Genomic DNA, 21,518 nt, shown 5'->3' on the forward strand with positions numbered 1-21,518 from the left:
TTTCAACTTTAGCAGGCTCTTCAGTGGCTACTGGTGTTTCAACTTTAGCTGGCTCTTCAGTTGCTACTGTCGTTTCAGCTTTAGCAGGCTCTTCAGTTGCTACTGGTGTTTCAACTTTAGCAGGCTCTTCAGTTGCTACTGGTGTTTCAACTTTAACTGGCTCTTCAGTGGCTACTGGCGTTTCAGCTTTAGCCGGTTCTTTAGCTTTTACTGGCTCTTCTACAGCTTCAACTTTTGCTAAGTCTTCAACCGCAACGGCTTGTTCAACTTGTTGCGACGCATCTACCGGTGTTTCTTCTGATTTCGCTTTAAGTTCTGCTTCGTATTCTGCAGCAGCTTGATCAGCAACTGGAATAAATGCAGGGGCTTCATCAGATTTAACTTCTGCTTCACCTTCAGGGCGACGACGACGTTGACCAGATGCACGAAGATGACGAGGAGAACGACGTGAACGTGTACGTGTTTGCTCTTGTTCGTCTTCAGTAGTTGCTGTTTCATCGTTAGAATCAACAACATCAACTTTCTCTTCTTTAATGTGAGCTGTTTTTTCTGCCGGAGTTTGCTTTTGCTTTTCTACAGCAGGAGCTTGCTCTTGAACTTGTGGAGTTTCAGTTACAGCCGTTTGCTCAGGTGCTTGCTCTGTTGAGTTAGCTTGCTCAGCTTTTTCATCTTGCAGACGTACTTTTTTACGTATGTTACGACGTTGACGGCGAACTTTAGGCTTCTGCTCTTTAGGCTCTGCAGCTTGTGCTGGCTTAGAATCAGTTTCTACTTCCGCCTTTGCAGGGGCTTCAGTTTTAACTTGATCTTTTTCTTGGTTTTTATGCTCTGGGCGCTTACGAGAGTTAGGGTTACGACGGCGCTTGTTGCGGTTCTCGCTTCTCTCTTGAGTCTCGGTGCTTGCTGCTGAGTCAGTTTTAGCTTCCTCTTCAGCGGCTGGACGCTCATTGCGCGGCTTGTTAGTGCGTGGGTTATTATTACGACGACGTTGATTGTTATTACGACGACGATTATCGTTACCACGACGCGCATTATTGCGCGTTTCTTGCTGCTCTTTTTCTACAGCTTCTTTTTTCTCTTCTTCAGATTCACTTGCAAATAACGACTTAAACCAATTACCAATAGCAGCTAGTAAGCCACCTTCAGTTTTAGTTTGTGCTACCGCAGCAGGCTCTACGGCTTTAGCTGGCGCTGCTTGTGGAGCAGGAGTAGAAGGCATTACCACACCTTTTAGCATCGGCTCTTCACGGACTGGCGTACTTGGAGATTTTGACATCTCGAATACTTCAGGCTCTGGTGCAACAACTTGTCCGTAACTTACAGTTTCAAGTGTTTCGTCTTTACGTAAGCGCATAACTTCATAATGTGGTGTTTCCATATGTTGATTTGGAATAATCACTACGTCACATTTATGATGTTTTTCAATGCGATGAACACTACGACGTTGCTCATTTAATAAATAAGCAGCAACAGCAACAGGCACTTGTGCATTTACTTGTGCTGTATTGTCTTTAATTGCTTCTTCTTCAATTAAGCGAAGAATTGAAAGTGCTATTGATTCGTTTGAACGAATAGTACCTTGGCCACTACAACGTGGACATGGGCCTTGGCTTGCTTCACCTAATGAAGGACGCAAACGCTGACGCGACATTTCAAGTAAACCAAAGCGTGAGATTTTACCAATTTGAACGCGAGCACGGTCTGGGCGCGCTGCATCTTTTAAACGATTCTCTACTTCACGTTGATGGCGTGGAGGAGTCATATCAATAAAGTCGATTACAATTAAACCACCTAGGTCACGAAGACGTAATTGACGTGCAATTTCATCGGCCGCTTCTAAGTTTGTATTAAGTGCTGTCTCTTCAATATCGCCGCCTTTAGTTGCCTTAGACGAGTTGATATCAATAGATGTAAGTGCTTCAGTAGGGTCAATTACGATTGAACCACCAGAAGGAAGACGTACTTCACGCTGGAATGCAGACTCAATTTGGCTTTCAATTTGATAATGTGTAAATAAAGGCGTGTCACCTTGATAAAGCTTAACACGGCTCATAAAGTCAGGACGAAAACGCTCAATGTGCGCTTTAGCTTCTTCAAAAACACGTGGTTTATCAATTAAAATTTCGCCAATGTCACGACGTAAATAGTCGCGTATTGCGCGGAAAATCACGTTGCTTTCTTGGTGAATCAAAAACGGTGCTTTAGCACTGTCGGCTGCTTGTTTAATTGCATCCCAATGTACTAATAGTGCTTTTAAATCGTAGTTAAGTTCTTCAAATGACTTACCAACACCCGCTGTACGAACAATTAAGCCCATGCCTTTAGGTAGTTCTAAACGGCCTAAAGCTTCTTTAAGTTCAGTACGCTCATCACCTTCAATACGACGAGAAATACCGCCAGCACGAGGGTTATTAGGCATAAGAACTAAATAGCTACCAGCAACGCTGATAAAAGTAGTTAACGCTGCGCCTTTTTGGCCGCGTTCTTCTTTATCAACTTGTACTATTACTTCTTGACCTTCTTTTATTACGTCGCGAATGTTAGGGCGACCATGAAAAGTGTAACCTGCAGGGAAGTAAGTACGTGCAATTTCTTTTAAAGGAAGGAAACCATGGCGGTCAGCACCGTAATCAACAAATGCTGCTTCAAGAGATGGTTCAATGCGAGTGATTTTGCCTTTATAAATATTGGCTTTTTTCTGTTCGTGACCTGGGCTTTCGATATCTAAATCATAAAGGCGCTGGCCATCAACCAGTGCTACGCGCATTTCTTCTTGCTGCGTTGCATTGATTAGCATACGTTTCATATTGTTACTCTACTTATTTATGTCGCTGACATGACGATGTTTTTCTCGCCTGTTCAGTTGTCCCTATTTTTAGAATGTGCAGCCTCACGACTGGGTCTTTAACGGAACGGCTCTGTATCTCGTATGCAGTATTTTAAATGCTGGCAAACAATAGCGATTATTACCGCTATTAAATTCTTAATGGTGCTAAAACTGTCGGCTTTTCAGCTACGTTTACAAGTTTTACCCAGAAGTCGGCCTGTCATATTAATCTTACTAAATATCATTCATATTAGGCGCGTAGGGCTCATTAAGTTGGTGAGCAATACAGACTGATGTATCGCTAATATCCGTTTTAAGAGCAAAAATCGCTGCCGATGTTAATGAACGCTTATTTATTAGATTTTTTTAATTCTAAATAAGCTGCTGTACGGTACTACAATAATTGAGCTAGTGCTGAACGACGTTTTTTACGTCGTCACTATCAGACAAATTATCTGTTCATTGCTTTCTCTAGCACATTAAAAATCGCTTCATGTTCAAACTTAACCAGCAATATATTACGCGCATTGCCGTTAATTGATCGCACGTGTTAACTGAGGAGGCATAAAAGCTTTGGAAAACTTAACTCGGATCTGTATGATCGGCTACCCAGAATGTGCATCACGAATGTTTTAATGTGTTAAAAAGCACCGTTGTTATTTGCAAATACTAAATATTTGCGCTGCTGATTATCCCACTATTATTACAGTGTTAGCAACTAAATTATTTTACTTAAATTAGTGATTAGGCAATGTCAGAAAAAAACGACTTACAAGTAACTTATGTCACGATCAATGAAGACCATTTAGGTCAGCGTATTGATAACTTTCTTATTACCCATTTAAAAGGGGTGCCTAAAAGCGCTATTTATAAACTTTTGCGCAAAGGTGAGGTACGCGTTAATAAAAAGCGTATTAAGCCTGTATATAAACTACAGCTTGACGATGTACTGCGTATTGCACCTATCAGAGTTGCTGAGCGTGAAGAGTTTGTACCATCAAAGTTAGACAAAGTAACTCGCCTAGAAAACGATATTTTATTTGAAGATAAATACCTTATCGTCATAAATAAACCTTCAGGTATGGCTGTTCATGGTGGCAGTGGTTTAAGTTATGGTTTAATTGAAGCGCTGCGCGCGCTTCGCCCAGAAGAGCGCAGCCTTGAGCTAGTACATAGGCTTGACCGTGATACATCGGGCTGTTTGCTTATTGCAAAGCGCCGTTCGGTGTTAACAGCATTGCATGAACAACTTCGTGAAAAAACCATGGAAAAAAATTACTGGGCACTTGTAGAAGGGCAGTGGGACTCTAAAACTAAAAACGTTACTGAAGGGCTGCGTAAAAATACACTTAAATCGGGTGAACGCGTAGTACGTGTAGATAACACTGAGGGCAAGCCTTCGCATACGCGTTTTAAAGTACTTGAACGTTTTAACGATTGCTCACTTGTACAAGCATCTCCTGTTACAGGACGTACGCACCAAATTCGTGTTCATACGCAATGTAAAGGTCATCCTATCGCGTGCGATGATAAATACGGTGACCAGGGGTTTGATGAATCTATGCGTAAAGTTGGGTTAAACCGTTTATTCTTACATGCACACGATTTAAGTTTTTATCATCCTAAAAACGAAACAACGATGCGTATTGAAGCGCCCCTTGATAAAACGCTTAAAAATACATTACTAAAATTACGAGACGCAAAACAGTGATTGCAGTGACACCGATTAAAAAATATAAGCTCGTCATTTTTGATTGGGATGGCACCGTTATGGATTCAGTAACTAAAATAGTTAACTGTATTCGTAGTAGTGCTGAGTCACTTAATTTAGTGGCGCCAAGTGATTTAGCAATTAAAAATATTATTGGTATGTCGCTTGAAAAAGCAATTGATGTTTTATTTCCCAATAATGCCGCGCAGCATCAAGCGCTAATTAAGGGGTATAAACACCAATATAGTGTTGATACCACGCCAACTCCTGTATTTAATAATGTTGCAAACGTTTTAGGTGCCTTAAAAGATCAAGGCATTGTTTTAGCGGTTGCCACAGGTAAAGGTCGAGATGGATTGGAGCGTTTACTTGAACAAAGTAAATTGCGCCACTTTTTTAGTGCAACGCGAACTAGCGACGAAGCGCAATCAAAGCCCTCTCCAGATATGCTGTATCAATTACTTGAAGAGCTTGGAATAAGCGCTCAAGACGCTGTAATGATTGGTGATACCCAAATAGACATGACAATGGCAAAAGCTGCAGGCATGGATAGAATTGGCGTAACAATGGGGGTACATAACGCACAGCAGCTAAATGAGCTTAGCCCTGTTGCAACGGTAGATAATTATCTGCAATTACAACAGGTTTTGCTTGGCTAATTTATTTAATTAGAACTTGTTTTGAGCGGTAAGCACATCAATACCAAACTCAGCCAGTAATTGGCTGAGTTTAATTAATGGTAATCCAATTAAGCTATTAGGATCGTCTCCGCTTAGTTTTTCAAATAAACAGATACCCAACCCTTCACTTTTAAAGCTGCCAGCACAGTTATAAGGCTGCTCTGCGTCGCAATAAGCACTAATTTGTGCATCACTTAGGGTTTTAAACGTCACATTAAAAGGTTCTACGCAGGTTTTTTTTGTTCCAGTTACAATATCGTAAACACAAAGCCCAGTTAAAAATGTTACAGTATTACCGCTAAATAAATTTAGTTGTTTTAGAGCATTTTGTTTATTGTGCGGTTTACCTAAAATTTGATTGTTAAACACAGCGACTTGGTCTGATCCAATTGCTAACCCTTTTTTAAAGTGTTTATTAGCTGCTGAGGCTTTTAACTCACTTAAACGCTTAACCAGTTCAGTAGGTGTTTCGCATTCAAGTGCTGATTCGTCAACGTCGGGTGAAAACGTATCAAAGGGTAAATTAAATTTTTGTAATAAAGACTGCCTAAAAGGCGAGCTTGACGCTAAAATGAGTGGAAGCTTCATGGACTGTTTTCCTACGATAATTCAGATTGAGTTAGGATAAATCAGATCCGAGAGTAAAACACGTTAAAAACCAAGTAAAAATGGTTTTTTACTTTGACTAACAAACTAACTATCTATATGATGCAGCCCCTATGCAAAAGGTGAAAATTCCCATCACTCTTCATCCAGGCAAAGCAGCGCAGCACCGTTTAAAGTATGACGGAATTGTACCGCTTGAAAAACTTACTCGTTTAGAGAAAGTTGTGCAGGAAGAAGTAGGTGAAATAGCGGTAAAAATACATTGCAAAAACGATGATCAAGGTTTCGCTGTGATTAGAGGCAATTTGTCCACACATGTTACTGTCATTTGTCAACGTTGTAATGGTGATTTAGGGTTGGATTTGGTTCAAGACTTTGCATATTCACCAGTAGGTGAAGATACAGAGTTAGATATTTTTCCTGAAGACTACGACGAAGTAGCACTTGATGAAAATGGTGAAGTTAACGTTTTTGATTTAATTGAAGACGAACTAATTTTAGCAATTCCATTAGTGGCTACCCACAACGAAGCTTCATGCAGTTATTCAGCAAAGCCTGCCAGCTTTGGTGTATTAAAGGCGGAAGATGATAAACCTAATCCATTTGATATTTTGAAACAACTTAAGAAAGATTCTTAGGAGAAGACTATGGCTGTACAAAAAAGCAAAAAGTCTCGTGCAAGACGCGGCATGCGCCGTTCACACGATGCGATCAGTGGTCCAACTTTAACTGTAGATCAAACATCTGGTGAGACTCATCGTCGTCACCATGTGACTGCAGATGGTTACTACAAAGGCGTTCAAGTAATTTCTAAATAAGAGATTACTTATATGCTGAAAGATCTAACCATAGCGTTAGATATGATGGGGGGCGATTACGGCCCCCGTTCATCTATTCCTGCTGCCGTTCATGCGGTGAATGCTCATGCCAATTTAAGTCTCATTTTATGTGGCAATGAAGACGTTATATCTAAAGAACTCGAATCCCTCGATTCTTTACCCCATCCTAGACTCATAATTCGTCATTGTAGTGAAATAGTTACTAACGCCTGCGAACCTGCAATTGCTGTACGTTCAAAAAAAGATTCATCTATGCGTGTTGCCCTTGATTTAGTTAAGTCGGGCGAAGCTCAAGCGTGTGTTAGCTCAGGTAATACCGGCGCTTTATTTTTTATGGCTCACTACGTATTAAAAATGCTGCCAGGTGTTAAACGTGCTGCACTTATTTCATCTGTTCCTACAGAAAGCCAAAACCCAGTATATTTACTCGACTTAGGTGCTAATGTGCATTGCGATGCGCAAATGCTCTATCAGTTTGGCATTATGGGCTCTGTAGTTGCTGGTCAAGCACTTGGCTGCGATAACCCTCGCGTTAGCTTATTAAATATTGGCGCTGAGGACATTAAAGGCCACGATGATATTAAACAGGCTGCACAATTAATGCAGCAAAGCTCACATATTAATTACATTGGTTATAGCGAAGGAAGTGATATTTTTTCTGGCAAGGCTGATGTTATTGTATGCGAAGGGTTTGTGGGTAACGTGGCGCTTAAAACATGCGAAGGCATTGCCAAGCTTATTATGAATAAGTTTACAGCTGCGCTCGAAAAGCACCTTTTGTATAAATGTATGGCGTTTATATTGCGTCCAATAATAAAAAAACTCTATAAAAGGGTGAACCCCGACCAGTATAACGGTGCTTCTCTGGTAGGATTGCGCGGTATTGTCGTTAAAAGTCATGGAAATGCGTCAGCTAAAGCATTTCAAGCAGCAATTGATGAAGCGGTAAAAGAGGTTGAACGTCAACTTCCTGATAAAATAGCCGCTATTTTCGAAAAAACACATTCTAAAGACACGGCGGTTAATCAATAATTGATGTGCCGTGTATTTCATTATTTATTTGTTTAATTAAAAAGAGCAAAGTATGGCACAAAAAATTGCACTTCTATTTCCAGGTCAAGGCTCGCAAAGCGTTGGTATGTTACAAGAGCTACTAGAGAGTTCTGACATTGTTAAAGCAACATTTGCAGAAGCATCAGATGCACTGGGTTACGACTTAGCAGAGCTAGTTCTTAATGGCCCAGAAGAAAAATTAAATCAAACTCATCGTACACAACCTGCATTATTAACTGCAAGTGTTGCTATTTACCGTGATTGGCTTGCAGCAAACCCAGATGCAGACGTTGTTATGGCCGGTCACAGCTTAGGTGAATATTCAGCACTAGTATGTAGCGACGTACTAAGCTTGAGCGAAGCTGTTAAGCTTGTTGAAAACCGTGGTTTATACATGCAAGAAGCTGTACCTGCAGGCGTAGGTTCAATGGCTGCGATTATTGGCTTAGGCGATGAAGAAATAAAAGCGGCATGTGCTGCCTCAGCGCAAGGTGAGGTTGTATCTCCAGTTAACTACAATTCTCCTGGTCAAGTTGTTATTGCTGGGCATAAAGCGGCAGTAGATAGAGCATCACAAGCATGTAAAGATGCTGGTGCTAAACGCGCATTACCACTTTCGGTTAGCGTACCTTCACATTGTGAACTAATGAAGCCAGCAGCTGATAAGCTAGCGGTAGACTTGGCCGCTTTAACATTTAATACACCTAAGTGTGATGTAATTAATAATGTTGATGTAAAAGCTGAATCGACCGCTGATGCAATTAAAGATGCACTAGTACGTCAACTATACAGCCCAGTTCGCTGGACAGAAACAGTACAAGCCTTGGTTGCACAAGATGTAACGCAAAGCTACGAATTTGGTCCTGGTAAAGTATTAACAGGGCTTGCGAAACGAATTGATAAAGCAATGGTTTGTGGCTCAGTAAACGATGCCGCTTCAATCGCTGCAGCTAAATAAGAGTATATAAAATGTCTAATTTATTTTCTTTAGAGGGCAAAATTGTCCTAATTACTGGCGCTAGCCGTGGTATTGGTAAAGCAATTGCAACAACATTAGTTGCGCAAGGTGCAAAAGTTGCAGGCACTGCAACAAGTGAGTCAGGCGCTGCTAAAATCAGCGAGTACTTAGGTGACAATGGTAAAGGTTATGCATTAAACGTAACGGATCCTGCCTCTATTGAAGCGACACTTGCCGCAATAAAAGCTGATTTTGGCGATATTGACGTACTTGTTAATAACGCAGGTATCACACGTGACAACCTATTAATGCGTATGAAAGAGACTGAGTGGGACGATATAATCGACACTAATTTAAGCTCAGTTTTCCGTTTATCTAAAGCGGTACTTCGTCCAATGATGAAGAAAAAGAAAGGCCGTATTATTAACATTGGCTCAGTAGTGGGTACTATGGGTAATGCAGGTCAGGCTAATTATGCAGCGGCTAAAGCAGGCGTCATTGGTTTTTCTAAGTCACTAGCGCGCGAAGTTGCATCACGTGGTATTACCGTTAACGTAATTGCACCTGGTTTTATTCAAACAGACATGACTGATAATTTAACTGACGAGCAAAAAGCAGCAACACTTGCAAATGTTCCAGCAGGGCGTTTAGGTCAACCAGACGAAATTGCAGCTGCGGTATGTTATTTAGCATCTGACGCTGCTGCGTACGTATCAGGTGAAACTTTGCATGTAAATGGCGCGATGTACATGGTTTAATAACCATTGTACCCACATTATTACCTAATAAAGTTAAGTAAGTTACCTCAAAAACATTGAATTATTTGTGAACTTGCTTTAAACATACTTGAAATCGCTGCGAAAATAAGCGATAAAAGACAAAACACACACTCAGAGGTTTGACCAGACAATTATTTATGGTCAAATCATTGAATCAGAGAATTATGCCGCGTAAACTACGCGGCAATCTGAAAATAACGCATCGGCGTTTTTAATAAAGGAAAGAAGAATGAGCGATATCCAAGAACGCGTAAAGAAAATTATCATTGAACAACTAGGTGTTAAAGAAGAAGAAGTTAAAAATGAATCTTCTTTCGTAGATGACCTAGGTGCAGATTCTCTTGATACTGTTGAACTAGTAATGGCTCTTGAAGAAGAGTTTGATACTGAGATCCCAGATGAAGAAGCTGAGAAGATCACTACAGTACAAACTGCTATCGATTACGTAACAGCACACGCTGAGTAATTAATCGCACGTTAAAGGCAGCATCCGCTGCCTTTAATTTTTTATATCCAAACCACCTCAAAGTTCGTGATTCAAAACTTAAGCCTCAATGCTCAATTTTAGCTAAAAATTAATTTTGATTGTGTTATGCGTTTTTAATCTATTTTGGGACTAGCACTTTGAGGTAGCTTGGGTATGATCATCCCCTTGTAAATATCCCTTATTGGAGGCAAACCGTGGCTAAACGTCGAGTCGTCGTAACTGGCTTAGGAATGTTGACGCCGCTAGGTAATGATGTTCAATCAACCTGGCAAGGCTTATTAGATGGCAAAAGTGGCATTCAAACAATAACCCACTTTGATACATCAAAATTTGGTACTAAATTCGCTGGTTTAATAAATGACTTTGATGCAACTGCATACATGTCAGCGAAAGATACTAAAAAAATGGACTTGTTTATTCAGTACGGCATTGCAGCGGGTGTTCAAGCCTTTAAAGATTCAGGCCTTGAAATTACTGAGCAAAACGCAACACGTATAGGTGTCGCTGTGGGCTCTGGTATTGGTGGCTTAACGCTTATCGAAGAAAACCACATTAAGTTATTAAATAGTGGTCCGCGCAAGTTATCGCCATTTTATGTGCCGTCTACCATTATTAATATGATCTCAGGTCATTTATCAATGATGCATGGACTTCGTGGTCCAAATATTTCAATTGTAACTGCCTGTACTACTGGTTTGCATAATATTGGCCATGCAGCGCGCATGATTGCCTACGGTGATGCAGATGCAATGGTTGCTGGCGGTGCAGAAAAAGCGTGTACCCCAATTGGTATGGGTGGCTTTAATGCTGCACGTGCACTTTCAACCCGCAATGACGACCCACAAGCGGCTTCTCGCCCTTGGGATAAAGACCGCGATGGCTTTGTGCTTTCTGACGGTGCAGGTGTTGTTGTAGTTGAAGAGTACGAACATGCAAAAGCACGTGGCGCTAAAATTTATGCTGAGCTAGTTGGCTTTGGTATGAGCGGCGATGCGTACCACATGACATCACCACCAGAAGATGGAGCCGGTGCTGCCCTTGCAATGCAAAACGCACTAAATGATGCGCAAGTGAACGCTGAGCAAATTGGTTACATTAACGCACACGGTACATCTACAAATGCAGGCGATAAAGCAGAAACTGCCGCTGTTAAATCTATTTTTGGTAATGCAGCTAAAGATGTAATGGTAGGCTCGTCTAAATCGATGATGGGTCACTTGTTAGGTGCTGCAGGCTCGGTTGAATCGATTATTTCGATTTTATCACTGACAGATCAAAAAGTGTCGCCAACTATCAACCTTGATAACCCAGACGAAGGGTGTGACTTAGATTATATTGCTCACACTGCACGTGATGCAAAGTTAGACTTTGCACTGTGTAACTCGTTCGGTTTTGGTGGTACTAATGGCTCGTTGCTATTTAAAAAGGTATAATCTTTTTTAACAACGAATCAAATTATAAGAGCTCAGTTGTTTAACTGGGCTTTTTTTATATGCCAAATAAAATGCAAACAATAATAGCAGTAGATCAAAACAGCACTTTAAGCACGCGTGACAGAGGCTTAAATTACGGTGACGGCTTTTTTACAACGGCTAAAGTTGTTAATGGGCAAGTACAGTATTGGGCTCATCATAAAGCGCGTTTGATTGAATGCGCACAGCGTTTGGGTTTTCCTGAGCTAGATTTTAATCGCCTTGAAAACCAAATTGCTTTGCATATAAAAGCTGCACCACTCAACGTGCTTAAAATACTTGTAACGCGAGGCGAAGGCGGACGTGGCTATGGGCTGCCAAGTGAGTGTAATATTACTATTTTATTGAGCATATTAGATTACCCTAGTAATTACGAAGCGCTTGTTAAAAAGGGTGTAAATCTCGAAATAAGCCCAATTAAATTAGCAGCACAGCCTTATTTAGCGGGTCTTAAAACACTAAACCGGCTAGAGCAAGTACTAGTTAAAAAAGCAATGCAAACGCAAAACTGCGACGATGTGTTAGTGCTTGATTACAATAACAATGTAATTGAAGCTTCTGCAGCTAATATTTTTGCGATTGAAAATAAGCGTGTGTTTACGCCATTGCTTGATGAGTGCGGAATAAAGGGCGTTTATCTGCAATCGTTATGTGATAAATTGCCTGTTGAATTTAAACGCGTGAAAGTAGAAGACTTAACCCAAGCAGACGCCGTATTTGTGTGTAATAGCTTAATGGGAGCAGTACCTGTAAAACGTATTGAGCAACAGGTATTTAATACAGACGACAGCCACGCATTACTAACTAAATTATTAGCCAAGGAGGCTGAGTGTTAAAAGTTATTTTATCGGTACTTTTTTTAGCTGTTATAACCACTGCTGTTGGTTACCAGCAATTACAAGCAACAATAAATAGCCCGTTAAAGGTAGCAAAAAACACACAATTTGAAGTTAAGCATGGCACTGGCTTTAATAAGTTATGCCAACAATGGCAAGCTAAAAACTGGGTAGAAAGTTGTTGGCGTTATCAGGTAATTGCCAAATTAGATCCCACACTTACCGACTTAAAAGCGGGGCTTTACGAGCTAACAGCCGATAGCGTTATTAACAACGTAAAAAAAATTAACCAAGGTCAGCAAATTAGTTTTAGTTTTACCATAATTGAAGGTCAAAACTTACGTGAAGTACTAAGTGCTATTAAAAAAGCTGATAATTTACAAAACGATTTAAAAACTGACGAACTAAGTACTCAAATACTGGGTAATGACACGCACTTAGAAGGCTGGTTATTCCCCGACACTTACCATTATCATAATAACGATACTGCAAGCAGTGTATTAAGACGTGCAGCACAAAAAATGCAGCAAACGTTAGATGATGCTTGGCAGCAGCGCGCCGCTAATCTACCCTATAAAACAGCATACGAAGCACTAATAATGGCTTCAATTATTGAAAAAGAAACAGGCCTTGCCAGTGAACGTCCGTTAATTGCATCAGCGTTTGTTAATCGATTAAACACCAATATGCGCCTGCAAACCGATCCAACCGTAATATACGGGCTAGGCGCTGACTTTGATGGTGATATTAAACGTAAAGATTTGCGCGATTATACGCCTTACAATACGTATCGTATTAATGGTTTACCGCCAACACCGATTGCAATGCCATCAAAAGCCGCTATTTTAGCTGCAGTTAATCCGCCGCAAAGTGAATACGTTTACTTTGTATCAAAAGGCGATGGTAGCCACCAATTTTCAACCACGTTAAAGCAGCATAACGCAGCAGTTAAAACGTATATATTAAATAAAAAGAATTAATATTTTATGAAACCAAAATTTATAGTAATAGAAGGGCTAGAAGGCGCGGGCAAATCAACCGCTATTTCGTTATGCCAAGACTTTTTAAACAAACAAAAAATAGACTTCATTAACGTGCGCGAACCTGGTGGCACGCCATTGGCTGAATCGCTTCGTACGCTTGTAAAAGCAGAGCATGAAGAAGAGATTGCCTTTGAAACCGAGTTGCTTATTATGTACGCAGCTCGCTCGCAGCTAATGCACAATGTTATTACCCCAGCGCTTGATAAAGGCCAATGGGTACTTGCCGATCGTCATGATTTATCGTCTCAGGCGTATCAAGGTGGCGGGCGTGGTATTAGCTCAAATACACTAGCTTCACTTTCGTCAATGGTGTTAAAAGGCTTAAAGCCAGATTTAACTATTTACCTTGATATTGACCCAGTGATAGGCCTTGAGCGCGCAAAAGGGCGTGGTGAGCTTGACCGTATTGAACAAGAAGCCATTGAGTTTTTTCAACGTACACGTATGCGTTATGTTGAACTTGCTAATGACGACAACACAATTAAAACCGTTGATGCAAACCAAAGTATTGATAAAGTACATCGCGATATTACCAATGTACTGCATTCATTTTTTGAAGGCCTAAAATAATATGCCATTGCCTTGGCTACATGATACTCAAGCACGTTTAGCGAAAAGTTATCGCGCAGAGCGTTTTCATCATGCGCAATTATTTTGTGGGCCTGTTGGCGTAGGTAAGTTTGAGTTAAGTGATGAGCTTGGGAATGCTTTGTTATGCCAAAATATAGCTACGCAGGTAGCTGCGCAAAACAGTATGCTAAAACCTTGCGGACAGTGTAAAAGCTGTTTACTTAACCTGGCTGGCACTCACCCTGACAAACGTTTAACGCAAGTTGATGGGCAAAGTATTGGTGTAGATGATATTCGTGGCATTAGTGATTTTATGAATCACTCAGCAGCGCAAAATGGCAATAAAGTCGCGATAATCGAAAATTGCGAAAAAATGACCACAGCAGCAGCTAACGCATTATTAAAAACGCTTGAAGAGCCAACTAATAGCCGCTTTTTAATATTAACCACAAGCCAACCAGAGCAGCTCCCTGCAACTATTTTAAGTCGATGCGCTAAAAGTGATGTAAAAATAACTAATACAGCACTTGCTCAGCAATGGCTAGAGACATTAGACATTCCTAACTATAGTTGGTTAGCACTTTTTTATAACCAACCGCTGCAAGTAAAGCATTGGCAACAGCAAGACCAGCTAAAAAATATTGATACACTGTATAAGTTTGCAACTGAGTTTAAACAAAGCCATAATTTCAAAGCGTTAGTCGATATAATAAATAAACAGCCTGAACTTGTTCGTATATTTACTTTGTTTTTAAGCGTGCAACTAAAGCAGCAATTACTGCAAGGCATGAGTTTTGACGCTTATCAAAGTGCGCAAAATGCATTAGGCGAGTTTTTACAAAATAACACACAAGTACTTGGCCTTAATTTATCGCTTGCTGTATCACGATTAGCATACACATTGCGAAATTCTTAAAAGGATTAATCATGCAAGAACTACTAGTAGACATAGACGATTTAGACGAGTTATACCGTTGTTATATGCCTTACTTAAAAAAAGGTGGCTTATTTGTACGCACTAATATGCGTTACGAAGCAGGGCATTCATTAGCGCTTAGAGTTACTTTGCCCGATGCCTTAGAAGATGACGTAGTGACAGGTAAAGTGTCGTGGATCACGCCACAAGGTGCACAAAGCTCTAATCCTCCAGGTATTGGTATTAGCTTTTTAGATGATAAAACAAACCTAAACGCTAAAATCGAAAAGCTCCTTGGGACTATGTTAAACTCAGGCGATCAAACATATACCATGTAGTTATAGGGTCGGTTTTTCATTGAGATTAACGCGCCCTATATTGGGTTCTTTTAATTACTAACATAATAAATTAAACGAACAAATTTAAACCCTGAACATAATACAGGCCTTATAGTGATTGTAGATTCTCATTGCCATTTAGACCGTCTTGATTTTGATAAATTAGACTTAAACCTTGACCAAGTTCTTGATAAAGCGCGTGCAAAGCAAATAGAGCATTTTTTATGTGTAAGCGTAACGCTTGATCAGTTTCCAAGCATGCTTGATAAAATTAAGCATTACGACGATGTATCAGCCTCATGCGGTGTACATCCACTTGATCAAAAAGACGCCCTTAATAAACAGCAACTAATCGACTTAGCCTCACACGAAAAAGTTGTTGCCATTGGCGAAACGGGTCTTGATTACTATTATTCAAAAGATACTCACGCAGTGCAGCAAGCCAGCTTTGTTGGGCATATTGAAGTGGCTAACGAATTACAAAAGCCGTTAATTATTCATACTCGTGATGCCCGCAGCGATACCATTAATTTAATGCGTGAGCACAAGGCCGAAAACTGCGGTGGTGTATTACATTGCTTTACCGAAGATTGGGATATGGCAAAAAAAGCCATAGACATGGGTTTTTATATTTCTATTTCGGGCATTGTTACCTTTAAAAATGCTATTGAGCTAAAAGAAGTAGTAAAGCAAATACCGCTAGATAGATTACTAATAGAAACCGACTCGCCTTATTTAGCACCGGTACCGTATCGTGGGCAAACAAATCAGCCAGCGTACGTAGAAGATGTTGCTTATTACATTAGCGAGCTTAAAGGCATTAGCTTTAATGAACTTGCTAAAGCGACTACCGAAAACTTTTATTCTTTATTTAAATTAGCAGCTAAAGGCTAAATACATGATTACTCACACGGCAAACCTTCCTATTTTACTAATGGGGCCAATGGTGCGCCGTGCAGAGCAAACTGGAGTCTGCATTCAGTTTGCTACCTCCAATCCTGCAAACTGCCAAATAAACTTATTAAATGTTGAGTGTTATAGCGATCAACATACTGTTTCTTTGGGCGAACATTTATACCTGCATTTCGTTATCATAAAGCCAATAGACAACAAACTCCCTGTAGATAGCTTATTAAGCTATGAGCTTGTAATTGACGATGCAGCAATCGATTTATCGCCCTGGTGCTATAGCAATCAAACAACGCCTGCATTTGTAATCCCCGATAAACTGAGTGATATTTTGCATGGCTCATGCCGTAATGCACATCACCCAGCAAAAGACAGCTTAGTGTCTGCAAGTCACTGGCAAAATACTCAGCGCGGTAATAATAATCAAGGCGCACAATTGTTATTACTGAGCGGTGACCAAATTTATGCCGATGACGTAGCAGGCCCCATGTTATTAGCTATTCATCAGTTAATTAAAGCCTTAGGTATTTATAAAGAGCAACCACTTGCCATTGAGCTACCGGATGATATAAATGAGCAACTTTATAATCGCCATTTGTTTTTACCAAAAACGCCTTGGCAAAAACGCTCAAAGTTAGGTGTTGGTTACTGGCTAAAAAAAGACGAACCTCATTTTTCAAGCGTAAAAGCCTACAATCACCTTATCCATTTTGAAGAATATATAGCACTGTATTTATTAAATTTTAGTGCTGCTGCTTGGCAATGCGTTGATATACAAAACACAACGTATTCAGGTCAAAACAAGCAAAACAAAACTATTTTTGACGCTGAAAAAACAGCACTGATTGATTATGCAAAAGGCTTAAGTGAAGTAGAGCGATTGTTTGCCAATGTATCTACATTAATGATGTTTGACGATCATGATGTAACCGACGATTGGAACCTCACCGCTGGGTGGGAGCAAGCTATAAATGAAAATCCAAGTAGTAAACGGATCATCAATAACGGCTTAATTAGTTATTGGCTTTTTCAAGGAATGGGGAACGATGCACTAAATAAAACAGGCGAGTTACTAACACCTTTTAAGCAAAGCCGTACTGCTAATAATTTATGGCAGTTTAAAGCATTTGATAAACCACTAAACGATTTTAGTTTTTGGCATTATGAGTTAACTACAACCCCAAAAGTAGTGGTGCTAGATACACGTACGCACCGTTGGCGAAATGAGCAAAACTTTAATGAGCCTTCAGGCCTACTTGATTGGGAGCGTTTAACAGAGCTTGAAGAAAGCCTATTAAGCCACGATCAGGTTATTATTGTATCGCCAGCCCCTGTATTTGGTGTTAAATCAATAGAAGCCATTCAAGCCATGTTTAACATATGTGGCCAACCGCTCATGGTTGACGTAGAAAACTGGATGGCGCACGAAGGATCAGCCAAAAAGCTACTCGATACCTTTAGACGAACCGACACCCCAAACGAAACGCTTATTTTATCGGGAGACGTACATTACTCCTTTTGTTTTTCGGTACAAAAGCGTTTTGGCGATCACCCCAATCGAATTTGGCAACTTACCGCCAGTGGTATTAAAAACGAGTTCCCGCGTAAGTTAATAAACATACTCGATAAGCTCGACTCAATTTTATACGGCCCAAAAAGCCCATTAAACTTTTTTACCAAACGCTGGCACATGGAAGTAGATAAACACCAAACCATAGGTGAAGGGCAAAAATACTTAGTAAGCGACTCCGCTATTAGTTTAATAACACTAGAGCAGGGGAATTTAGCCCGATATCAACTTATACACGGTGAAGGGCATTTAACTGAGTTCGATTTAGAAGAACAGTAATTCTTAATCAATAATTAAATAAATTAAAAGCCTATTTGCACAAAGAGAAGCGAAAGAGGAGTAAGGTTGTTAAGAAAGCAGCGCTTAATTTATTCAAAATCAGCTAAAAATCTATTTGCACAAAGAGAAGCTAAAGAGGAGTAAATGAGAAGGCATAATGCTAATAAAAACAGTATTTTATATTCATTCCCTTCTCTAAAAGCGAAGCGCCTCTTAACCTCTTAGGAAAAAATCACTAATTACAGGCGCTGCTGTTACAAAGCAATGCTTAAAATTATTCAATTTATTTATAAAAACCAGCTAAAGATCTATTTGCACAAAGAGAAGCGAAAGAGGAGTAAATGAGAAAGCAGAATGCCATTCAGGGTATATTTTTGGTTTTATTACTTCCTCTAAAAGCGTAGCGCCTCTTAGCCTCTTTGTGAAAAAATCACTTATAACGGGTACGATTGTTACGAAAGCCATGCTTAAATTATTTAGTCTATTCACCAATAAATCAATTAAAGAACTATTTGCACAAAGAGAAACGAAAGAGGAGTAAATGAGAAGACATAATACTAATAAAAACTGCGTTTGGTGTTTATTTTCTTCTCTAAAAGCGCAGCGCCTCATATCCTCTTAGTGAAAAAGTCACTAATTACATGCGCTGCTGTTACAAAGCAATGCTTAAAATTATTCAATTTATTTATAAAAAACAGCTAAAGATCTATTTGCACAAAGAGAAGCGAAAGAGGAGTAAATGAGAAAACATAATGCTATTCAGGATATGTTTTCGGTTTTATTTTCTTCTCTAAAAGCGCAGCGCCTCATAACCTCTTTGTGAATAAATCGCTTAAAAATTTAATGTACAGTTACTTATAGCCCTTTGGATAACGACTTAAAACCTAAGTAAATAATTTTTATGAATTAAAGCGCTTTATGCCATCGACTAGCTTTAGAACATTGAAGTTTATTAGTAAACCAGTACTTATTTCTGCAAGTTTCATATAAGTTATCAATTGTGCAGAGTGAATTGGAAGAAGCTTATCAACCGCCTTCAGTTCAATTATTAATTTATTAGGTAATAAAATATCTAACCGGTAACCTGTATGTATATATTGATCTTTATAATATATCGGCAGCTCAACTTGGTTTTTAGCAGATAAGCCAATTTTACTTAATTCATATATTAAGCAAGTTTCGTAACTTGATTCTAATAACCCTGGGCCTAAATTCCTGTGTACTTCTATAGCGCAACCTATTACTGTTTTTGTTAATGTATCAGTATCCATAGGTATCCTTTTGCTTAATTTACAAGCATTTAATCAACTAAGAAAGAGTTCTAAAATAAGACTTAAGTGTAGTACAAATAAAATAACAAAATTGAATACTTGTAGGCTATATGAAGCAATATATTAAGTTGTCACTCGTTTGTTGAGCTATTTACTGATAAAATCAATCAAAGAACTATTTGCACAAAGAGAAGCGAAAGAGGAGTAAATGAGAAGACAAAATACTAATAAAAACTGCGTTTGGTGTTTATTTACTTCTCTAAAAGCGTAGCGCCTCTTAACCTCTTAGTGAATAAATCTCTTATTAAAGGCTTTGCTTGTCACGCTAACAAGTTAACCGTAAATTTAACCTTGGCGGTAGACGCTGAACTTGCTCGCGTGAGAAGCGCAGCTTCTAACCACTCTATATTAGGTAATTACTTGGCTTTGTATTTAACCATGCTCTTTTCTGCTTCGTTTAGACGCAGGTAACTTACTACTCAATATTGCTAAACATAAAATAGTCATAAACAACATTGAGTTTGCACCAGCTTGTAAAGAGTAATCTACCAACGAATGCAGCAACATATCTATAATTGCAATGGCACAGCCAAAAGCAACGCCCTGAAACAACGCTGTTTTACGCTTTCGCATAGTTGCTATACATAACCATAAACAATAAAGTATAAGTGAGCCCAGTGCGGCTGTAGTGGGTATACCCAGCTCTACTGCAAACTGTACGTAATCGTTATGGGCATTATCGTAGTAACCAGAATACGGCTCAGACTGATACGCCGGAAACGCAGTATAAAATGTACCACCACCAGAGCCCAACAAAGGCTTATCTAAAATGAGGGGTATTGAATCACGTACAACTTCGTCGCGGGTTTCTGATGAAATACTGGTTTCGCTTATACGCTGTTTAACTTTTTCTACATCGAATATAGCGCCGATAATAATTAAATCGATTATAAAAAAACTAACTATAAGTAGTTTAAACGCTTTAGGTTTTTGCCTGTAAATAAAAAACGCGAGTAAGCTAACAACCATTAATGCAATAAAAAATGCCGAGTTACCCATACGGCTACGCGTTAAAATTAACGCAACAATAATAATAATTAACGAAATACGTAAAATTATTTTCGAGCTTAGAAGTATTTCGGCCCAAGCCCTAAACGTTTGTTTTAATGTTTGTTTGTAATCGCTATTAGAGCGTTTTAATTCGCTAACTAAAACACCAATACCCAAACATAAGCATAAAGCTAAAAAGTTAGCCAAAAAATTAGAGTAAGTAAACGTACCAATAGCACGGTCGGTATGCTTATAACCAAATAGTGGGCTAATAATATCAGGCGATAAATTTAAATAAGTAGCATATAAAGCTTGAAACACGCCGGCACTTATAATTGCATATATTAAATTTTTAATACGCTTTTCAGTATTACAATAAATAAATAATAGCCAACAAAATAAAATCATAAAACTTGTTTTAATAAGCATTTGTTTAGTTTGAAACGGGTCAACACTTACGGTAAATATTTGTACTGCGCATACGCCCGCAACTATACCGAGTACAGTAAATAAGGGCCAAGAATATAACGGAGGGTATAAATGGTGCTTGTTATTAATACTGCTGAAAACTAAATGGATGAAAAAGGTAGCAATAATTAATATCCCCATTGCTAAAATTGCCCAAGGGCGGTAACTACCTAATGGTAAGGGCAGCAAAAATAAAATTGCACAGAGTAAAAAAAATATAAAACGATTCACAGGGTTCTCTAAACTAAGAGCCTAAAAGAAGGACTAAAAAAATAAGCCATATAAAGTAAAACGCAGCCAAAAGGCTGCGTTTTTATTATTTTATTAACGGTTAGTTACCGACTTCAGATATACCTGCATCACCACCTGTGCCGCCTGCACCTTGCGGTACTGCAGTTGTTGGTAAAGTAACAATTACCGGAGCAGCAGGAGCTGGTGCGCCACCTGGGCCAGCTGCTGTTGCTTCAGAGGCAACAGTGGCATCAACGCCAGCTGTAATAGCAGCAAGTGTAACAGTATCGCTGTCAACCCCAGCAGCTACAAGTGCAGCTAAAAAATCAGCAATAAGTGGGCTATCGGCTCCAATTGCGTCTACAACTACAGTCATCATAGAATCAACTTGAGCAGCAGTACAATTTGTACAAACGCCGTTAATAGCAGCTACTAAGTCGGTCTTTAGCTGATCTGGATCTGTTTCAGCAGTTGCGCTATTTAAAACGTTGACTAAATTAGTCATGCCTTCAGTTTGTACTACAGCATCAGTATCCGTTTGTGCATAACTTGGTAAAACTGTAAGTGCAGATGCACCTGCTATTAAGCTGGCTAATATAAATGATTTCATCTCTTGTCCCTTGGT

General features: G+C 39.5%; 21 protein-coding genes. 16 read left to right on the top strand and 5 right to left on the bottom strand.

The window, feature by feature from the left end:
• The coding region (gene rne / locus H5116_RS00005; protein WP_182715273.1) for a ribonuclease E at nt 1–2,806 on the bottom strand (2,806 nt) is incomplete at its 3' end.
• A 772-nt stretch (nt 2,807–3,578) separates the two neighbouring features.
• Here rne and rluC point away from each other — a divergent pair.
• Together rluC and H5116_RS00015 are read left to right on the top strand one after the other, a co-directional pair.
• A complete protein-coding gene (gene rluC / locus H5116_RS00010) occupies nt 3,579–4,538 on the top strand; it encodes a 23S rRNA pseudouridine(955/2504/2580) synthase RluC (RefSeq protein WP_002962392.1) in 960 nt (319 codons plus the stop codon).
• Nucleotides 4,535–5,197 carry an HAD-IA family hydrolase gene (locus H5116_RS00015; RefSeq protein WP_182715274.1) on the top strand — a complete coding sequence of 221 codons (663 nt, stop codon included), beginning with the start codon at nt 4,535–4,537 and terminating at the stop codon, nt 5,195–5,197. The genes rluC and H5116_RS00015 overlap by 4 nt, the downstream gene beginning before the upstream one ends.
• 9 nt (nt 5,198–5,206) lie before the next feature.
• On the opposite strand, the gene H5116_RS00020 is transcribed toward H5116_RS00015, so the two are convergent.
• Nucleotides 5,207–5,806 carry a nucleoside triphosphate pyrophosphatase gene (locus H5116_RS00020; protein ID WP_182694138.1) on the bottom strand — a complete coding sequence of 200 codons (600 nt, stop codon included), beginning with the start codon at nt 5,804–5,806 and terminating at the stop codon, nt 5,207–5,209.
• Nucleotides 5,807–5,937: 131 nt separating this feature from the next.
• On the opposite strand from H5116_RS00020, the gene yceD reads away from it, so the two are divergent.
• The 14 genes from yceD to H5116_RS00090 all read left to right on the top strand — a co-directional run bounded on the left by yceD (nt 5,938) and on the right by H5116_RS00090 (nt 17,873).
• Nucleotides 5,938–6,462: a 23S rRNA accumulation protein YceD gene (gene yceD / locus H5116_RS00025; RefSeq protein ID WP_007375269.1), complete on the top strand. Its 525-nt coding sequence runs from the start codon at nt 5,938–5,940 to the stop codon at nt 6,460–6,462.
• A 9-nt stretch (nt 6,463–6,471) separates the two neighbouring features.
• Nucleotides 6,472–6,642 carry a 50S ribosomal protein L32 gene (gene rpmF / locus H5116_RS00030; RefSeq protein WP_002962381.1) on the top strand — a complete coding sequence of 57 codons (171 nt, stop codon included), beginning with the start codon at nt 6,472–6,474 and terminating at the stop codon, nt 6,640–6,642.
• Nucleotides 6,643–6,654: 12 nt separating this feature from the next.
• The gene (plsX, locus tag H5116_RS00035; protein WP_182715275.1) at nt 6,655–7,695 is read left to right on the top strand and encodes a phosphate acyltransferase PlsX; all 1,041 of its coding nucleotides are present in this window, start codon (nt 6,655–6,657) and stop codon (nt 7,693–7,695) included.
• Nucleotides 7,696–7,747: 52 nt separating this feature from the next.
• Nucleotides 7,748–8,674: an ACP S-malonyltransferase gene (fabD, locus tag H5116_RS00040; RefSeq protein ID WP_039490050.1), complete on the top strand. Its 927-nt coding sequence runs from the start codon at nt 7,748–7,750 to the stop codon at nt 8,672–8,674.
• Between the two features lie 11 nt (nt 8,675–8,685).
• Nucleotides 8,686–9,432: a 3-oxoacyl-ACP reductase FabG gene (fabG, locus tag H5116_RS00045; protein ID WP_182715276.1), complete on the top strand. Its 747-nt coding sequence runs from the start codon at nt 8,686–8,688 to the stop codon at nt 9,430–9,432.
• 250 nt (nt 9,433–9,682) lie between these two features.
• Nucleotides 9,683–9,919 carry an acyl carrier protein gene (gene acpP, locus H5116_RS00050; RefSeq protein WP_002962377.1) on the top strand — a complete coding sequence of 79 codons (237 nt, stop codon included), beginning with the start codon at nt 9,683–9,685 and terminating at the stop codon, nt 9,917–9,919.
• Between the two features lie 215 nt (nt 9,920–10,134).
• Nucleotides 10,135–11,373: a beta-ketoacyl-ACP synthase II gene (gene fabF / locus H5116_RS00055; RefSeq protein WP_002962376.1), complete on the top strand. Its 1,239-nt coding sequence runs from the start codon at nt 10,135–10,137 to the stop codon at nt 11,371–11,373.
• A gap of 59 nt (nt 11,374–11,432) precedes the next feature.
• Nucleotides 11,433–12,248 (top strand): aminodeoxychorismate lyase, encoded by an 816-nt coding sequence (gene pabC / locus H5116_RS00060; protein WP_165724003.1) that lies wholly within the window; start codon nt 11,433–11,435, stop codon nt 12,246–12,248.
• Complete coding sequence (mltG, locus tag H5116_RS00065) at nt 12,242–13,228, top strand: endolytic transglycosylase MltG (protein WP_182715277.1); 987 nt, start codon at nt 12,242–12,244, stop codon at nt 13,226–13,228. The genes pabC and mltG overlap by 7 nt, the downstream gene beginning before the upstream one ends.
• Before the next feature lie 6 nt (nt 13,229–13,234).
• Nucleotides 13,235–13,861, top strand: a complete 627-nt coding sequence (gene tmk, locus H5116_RS00070) for a dTMP kinase (protein WP_002962371.1) — start codon at nt 13,235–13,237, stop codon at nt 13,859–13,861.
• Nucleotide 13,862: 1 nt separating this feature from the next.
• The gene (locus H5116_RS00075; RefSeq protein ID WP_182715278.1) at nt 13,863–14,777 is read left to right on the top strand and encodes a DNA polymerase III subunit delta'; all 915 of its coding nucleotides are present in this window, start codon (nt 13,863–13,865) and stop codon (nt 14,775–14,777) included.
• 11 nt (nt 14,778–14,788) lie between these two features.
• Nucleotides 14,789–15,115, top strand: a complete 327-nt coding sequence (locus tag H5116_RS00080) for a PilZ domain-containing protein (protein ID WP_002962367.1) — start codon at nt 14,789–14,791, stop codon at nt 15,113–15,115.
• 114 nt (nt 15,116–15,229) lie between these two features.
• The gene (locus H5116_RS00085; protein ID WP_024600474.1) at nt 15,230–16,009 is read left to right on the top strand and encodes a TatD family hydrolase; all 780 of its coding nucleotides are present in this window, start codon (nt 15,230–15,232) and stop codon (nt 16,007–16,009) included.
• Nucleotides 16,010–16,013: 4 nt separating this feature from the next.
• Nucleotides 16,014–17,873 carry an alkaline phosphatase D family protein gene (locus H5116_RS00090; protein ID WP_182715279.1) on the top strand — a complete coding sequence of 620 codons (1,860 nt, stop codon included), beginning with the start codon at nt 16,014–16,016 and terminating at the stop codon, nt 17,871–17,873.
• A gap of 899 nt (nt 17,874–18,772) precedes the next feature.
• Here H5116_RS00090 and H5116_RS00095 read toward each other — a convergent pair.
• The 3 genes from H5116_RS00095 to H5116_RS00105 form a co-directional block, all read right to left on the bottom strand.
• Entirely contained in the window at nt 18,773–19,144 is a 372-nt protein-coding gene (locus H5116_RS00095) for a GxxExxY protein (RefSeq protein ID WP_182715280.1), read from the bottom strand.
• Between the two features lie 432 nt (nt 19,145–19,576).
• A complete protein-coding gene (locus H5116_RS00100; protein ID WP_182715281.1) occupies nt 19,577–20,893 on the bottom strand; it encodes an O-antigen ligase in 1,317 nt (438 codons plus the stop codon).
• Nucleotides 20,894–20,993: 100 nt separating this feature from the next.
• Nucleotides 20,994–21,503, bottom strand: coding sequence for a hypothetical protein (locus H5116_RS00105; RefSeq protein ID WP_182715282.1), 510 nt, complete (start codon nt 21,501–21,503; stop codon nt 20,994–20,996).
• Nucleotides 21,504–21,518 lie beyond the last annotated feature (15 nt).

The organism is Pseudoalteromonas sp. SG45-2 (genome assembly GCF_014164115.1).
In the GTDB taxonomy this organism is placed as follows: Bacteria; Pseudomonadota; Gammaproteobacteria; order Enterobacterales; family Alteromonadaceae; genus Pseudoalteromonas; species Pseudoalteromonas distincta.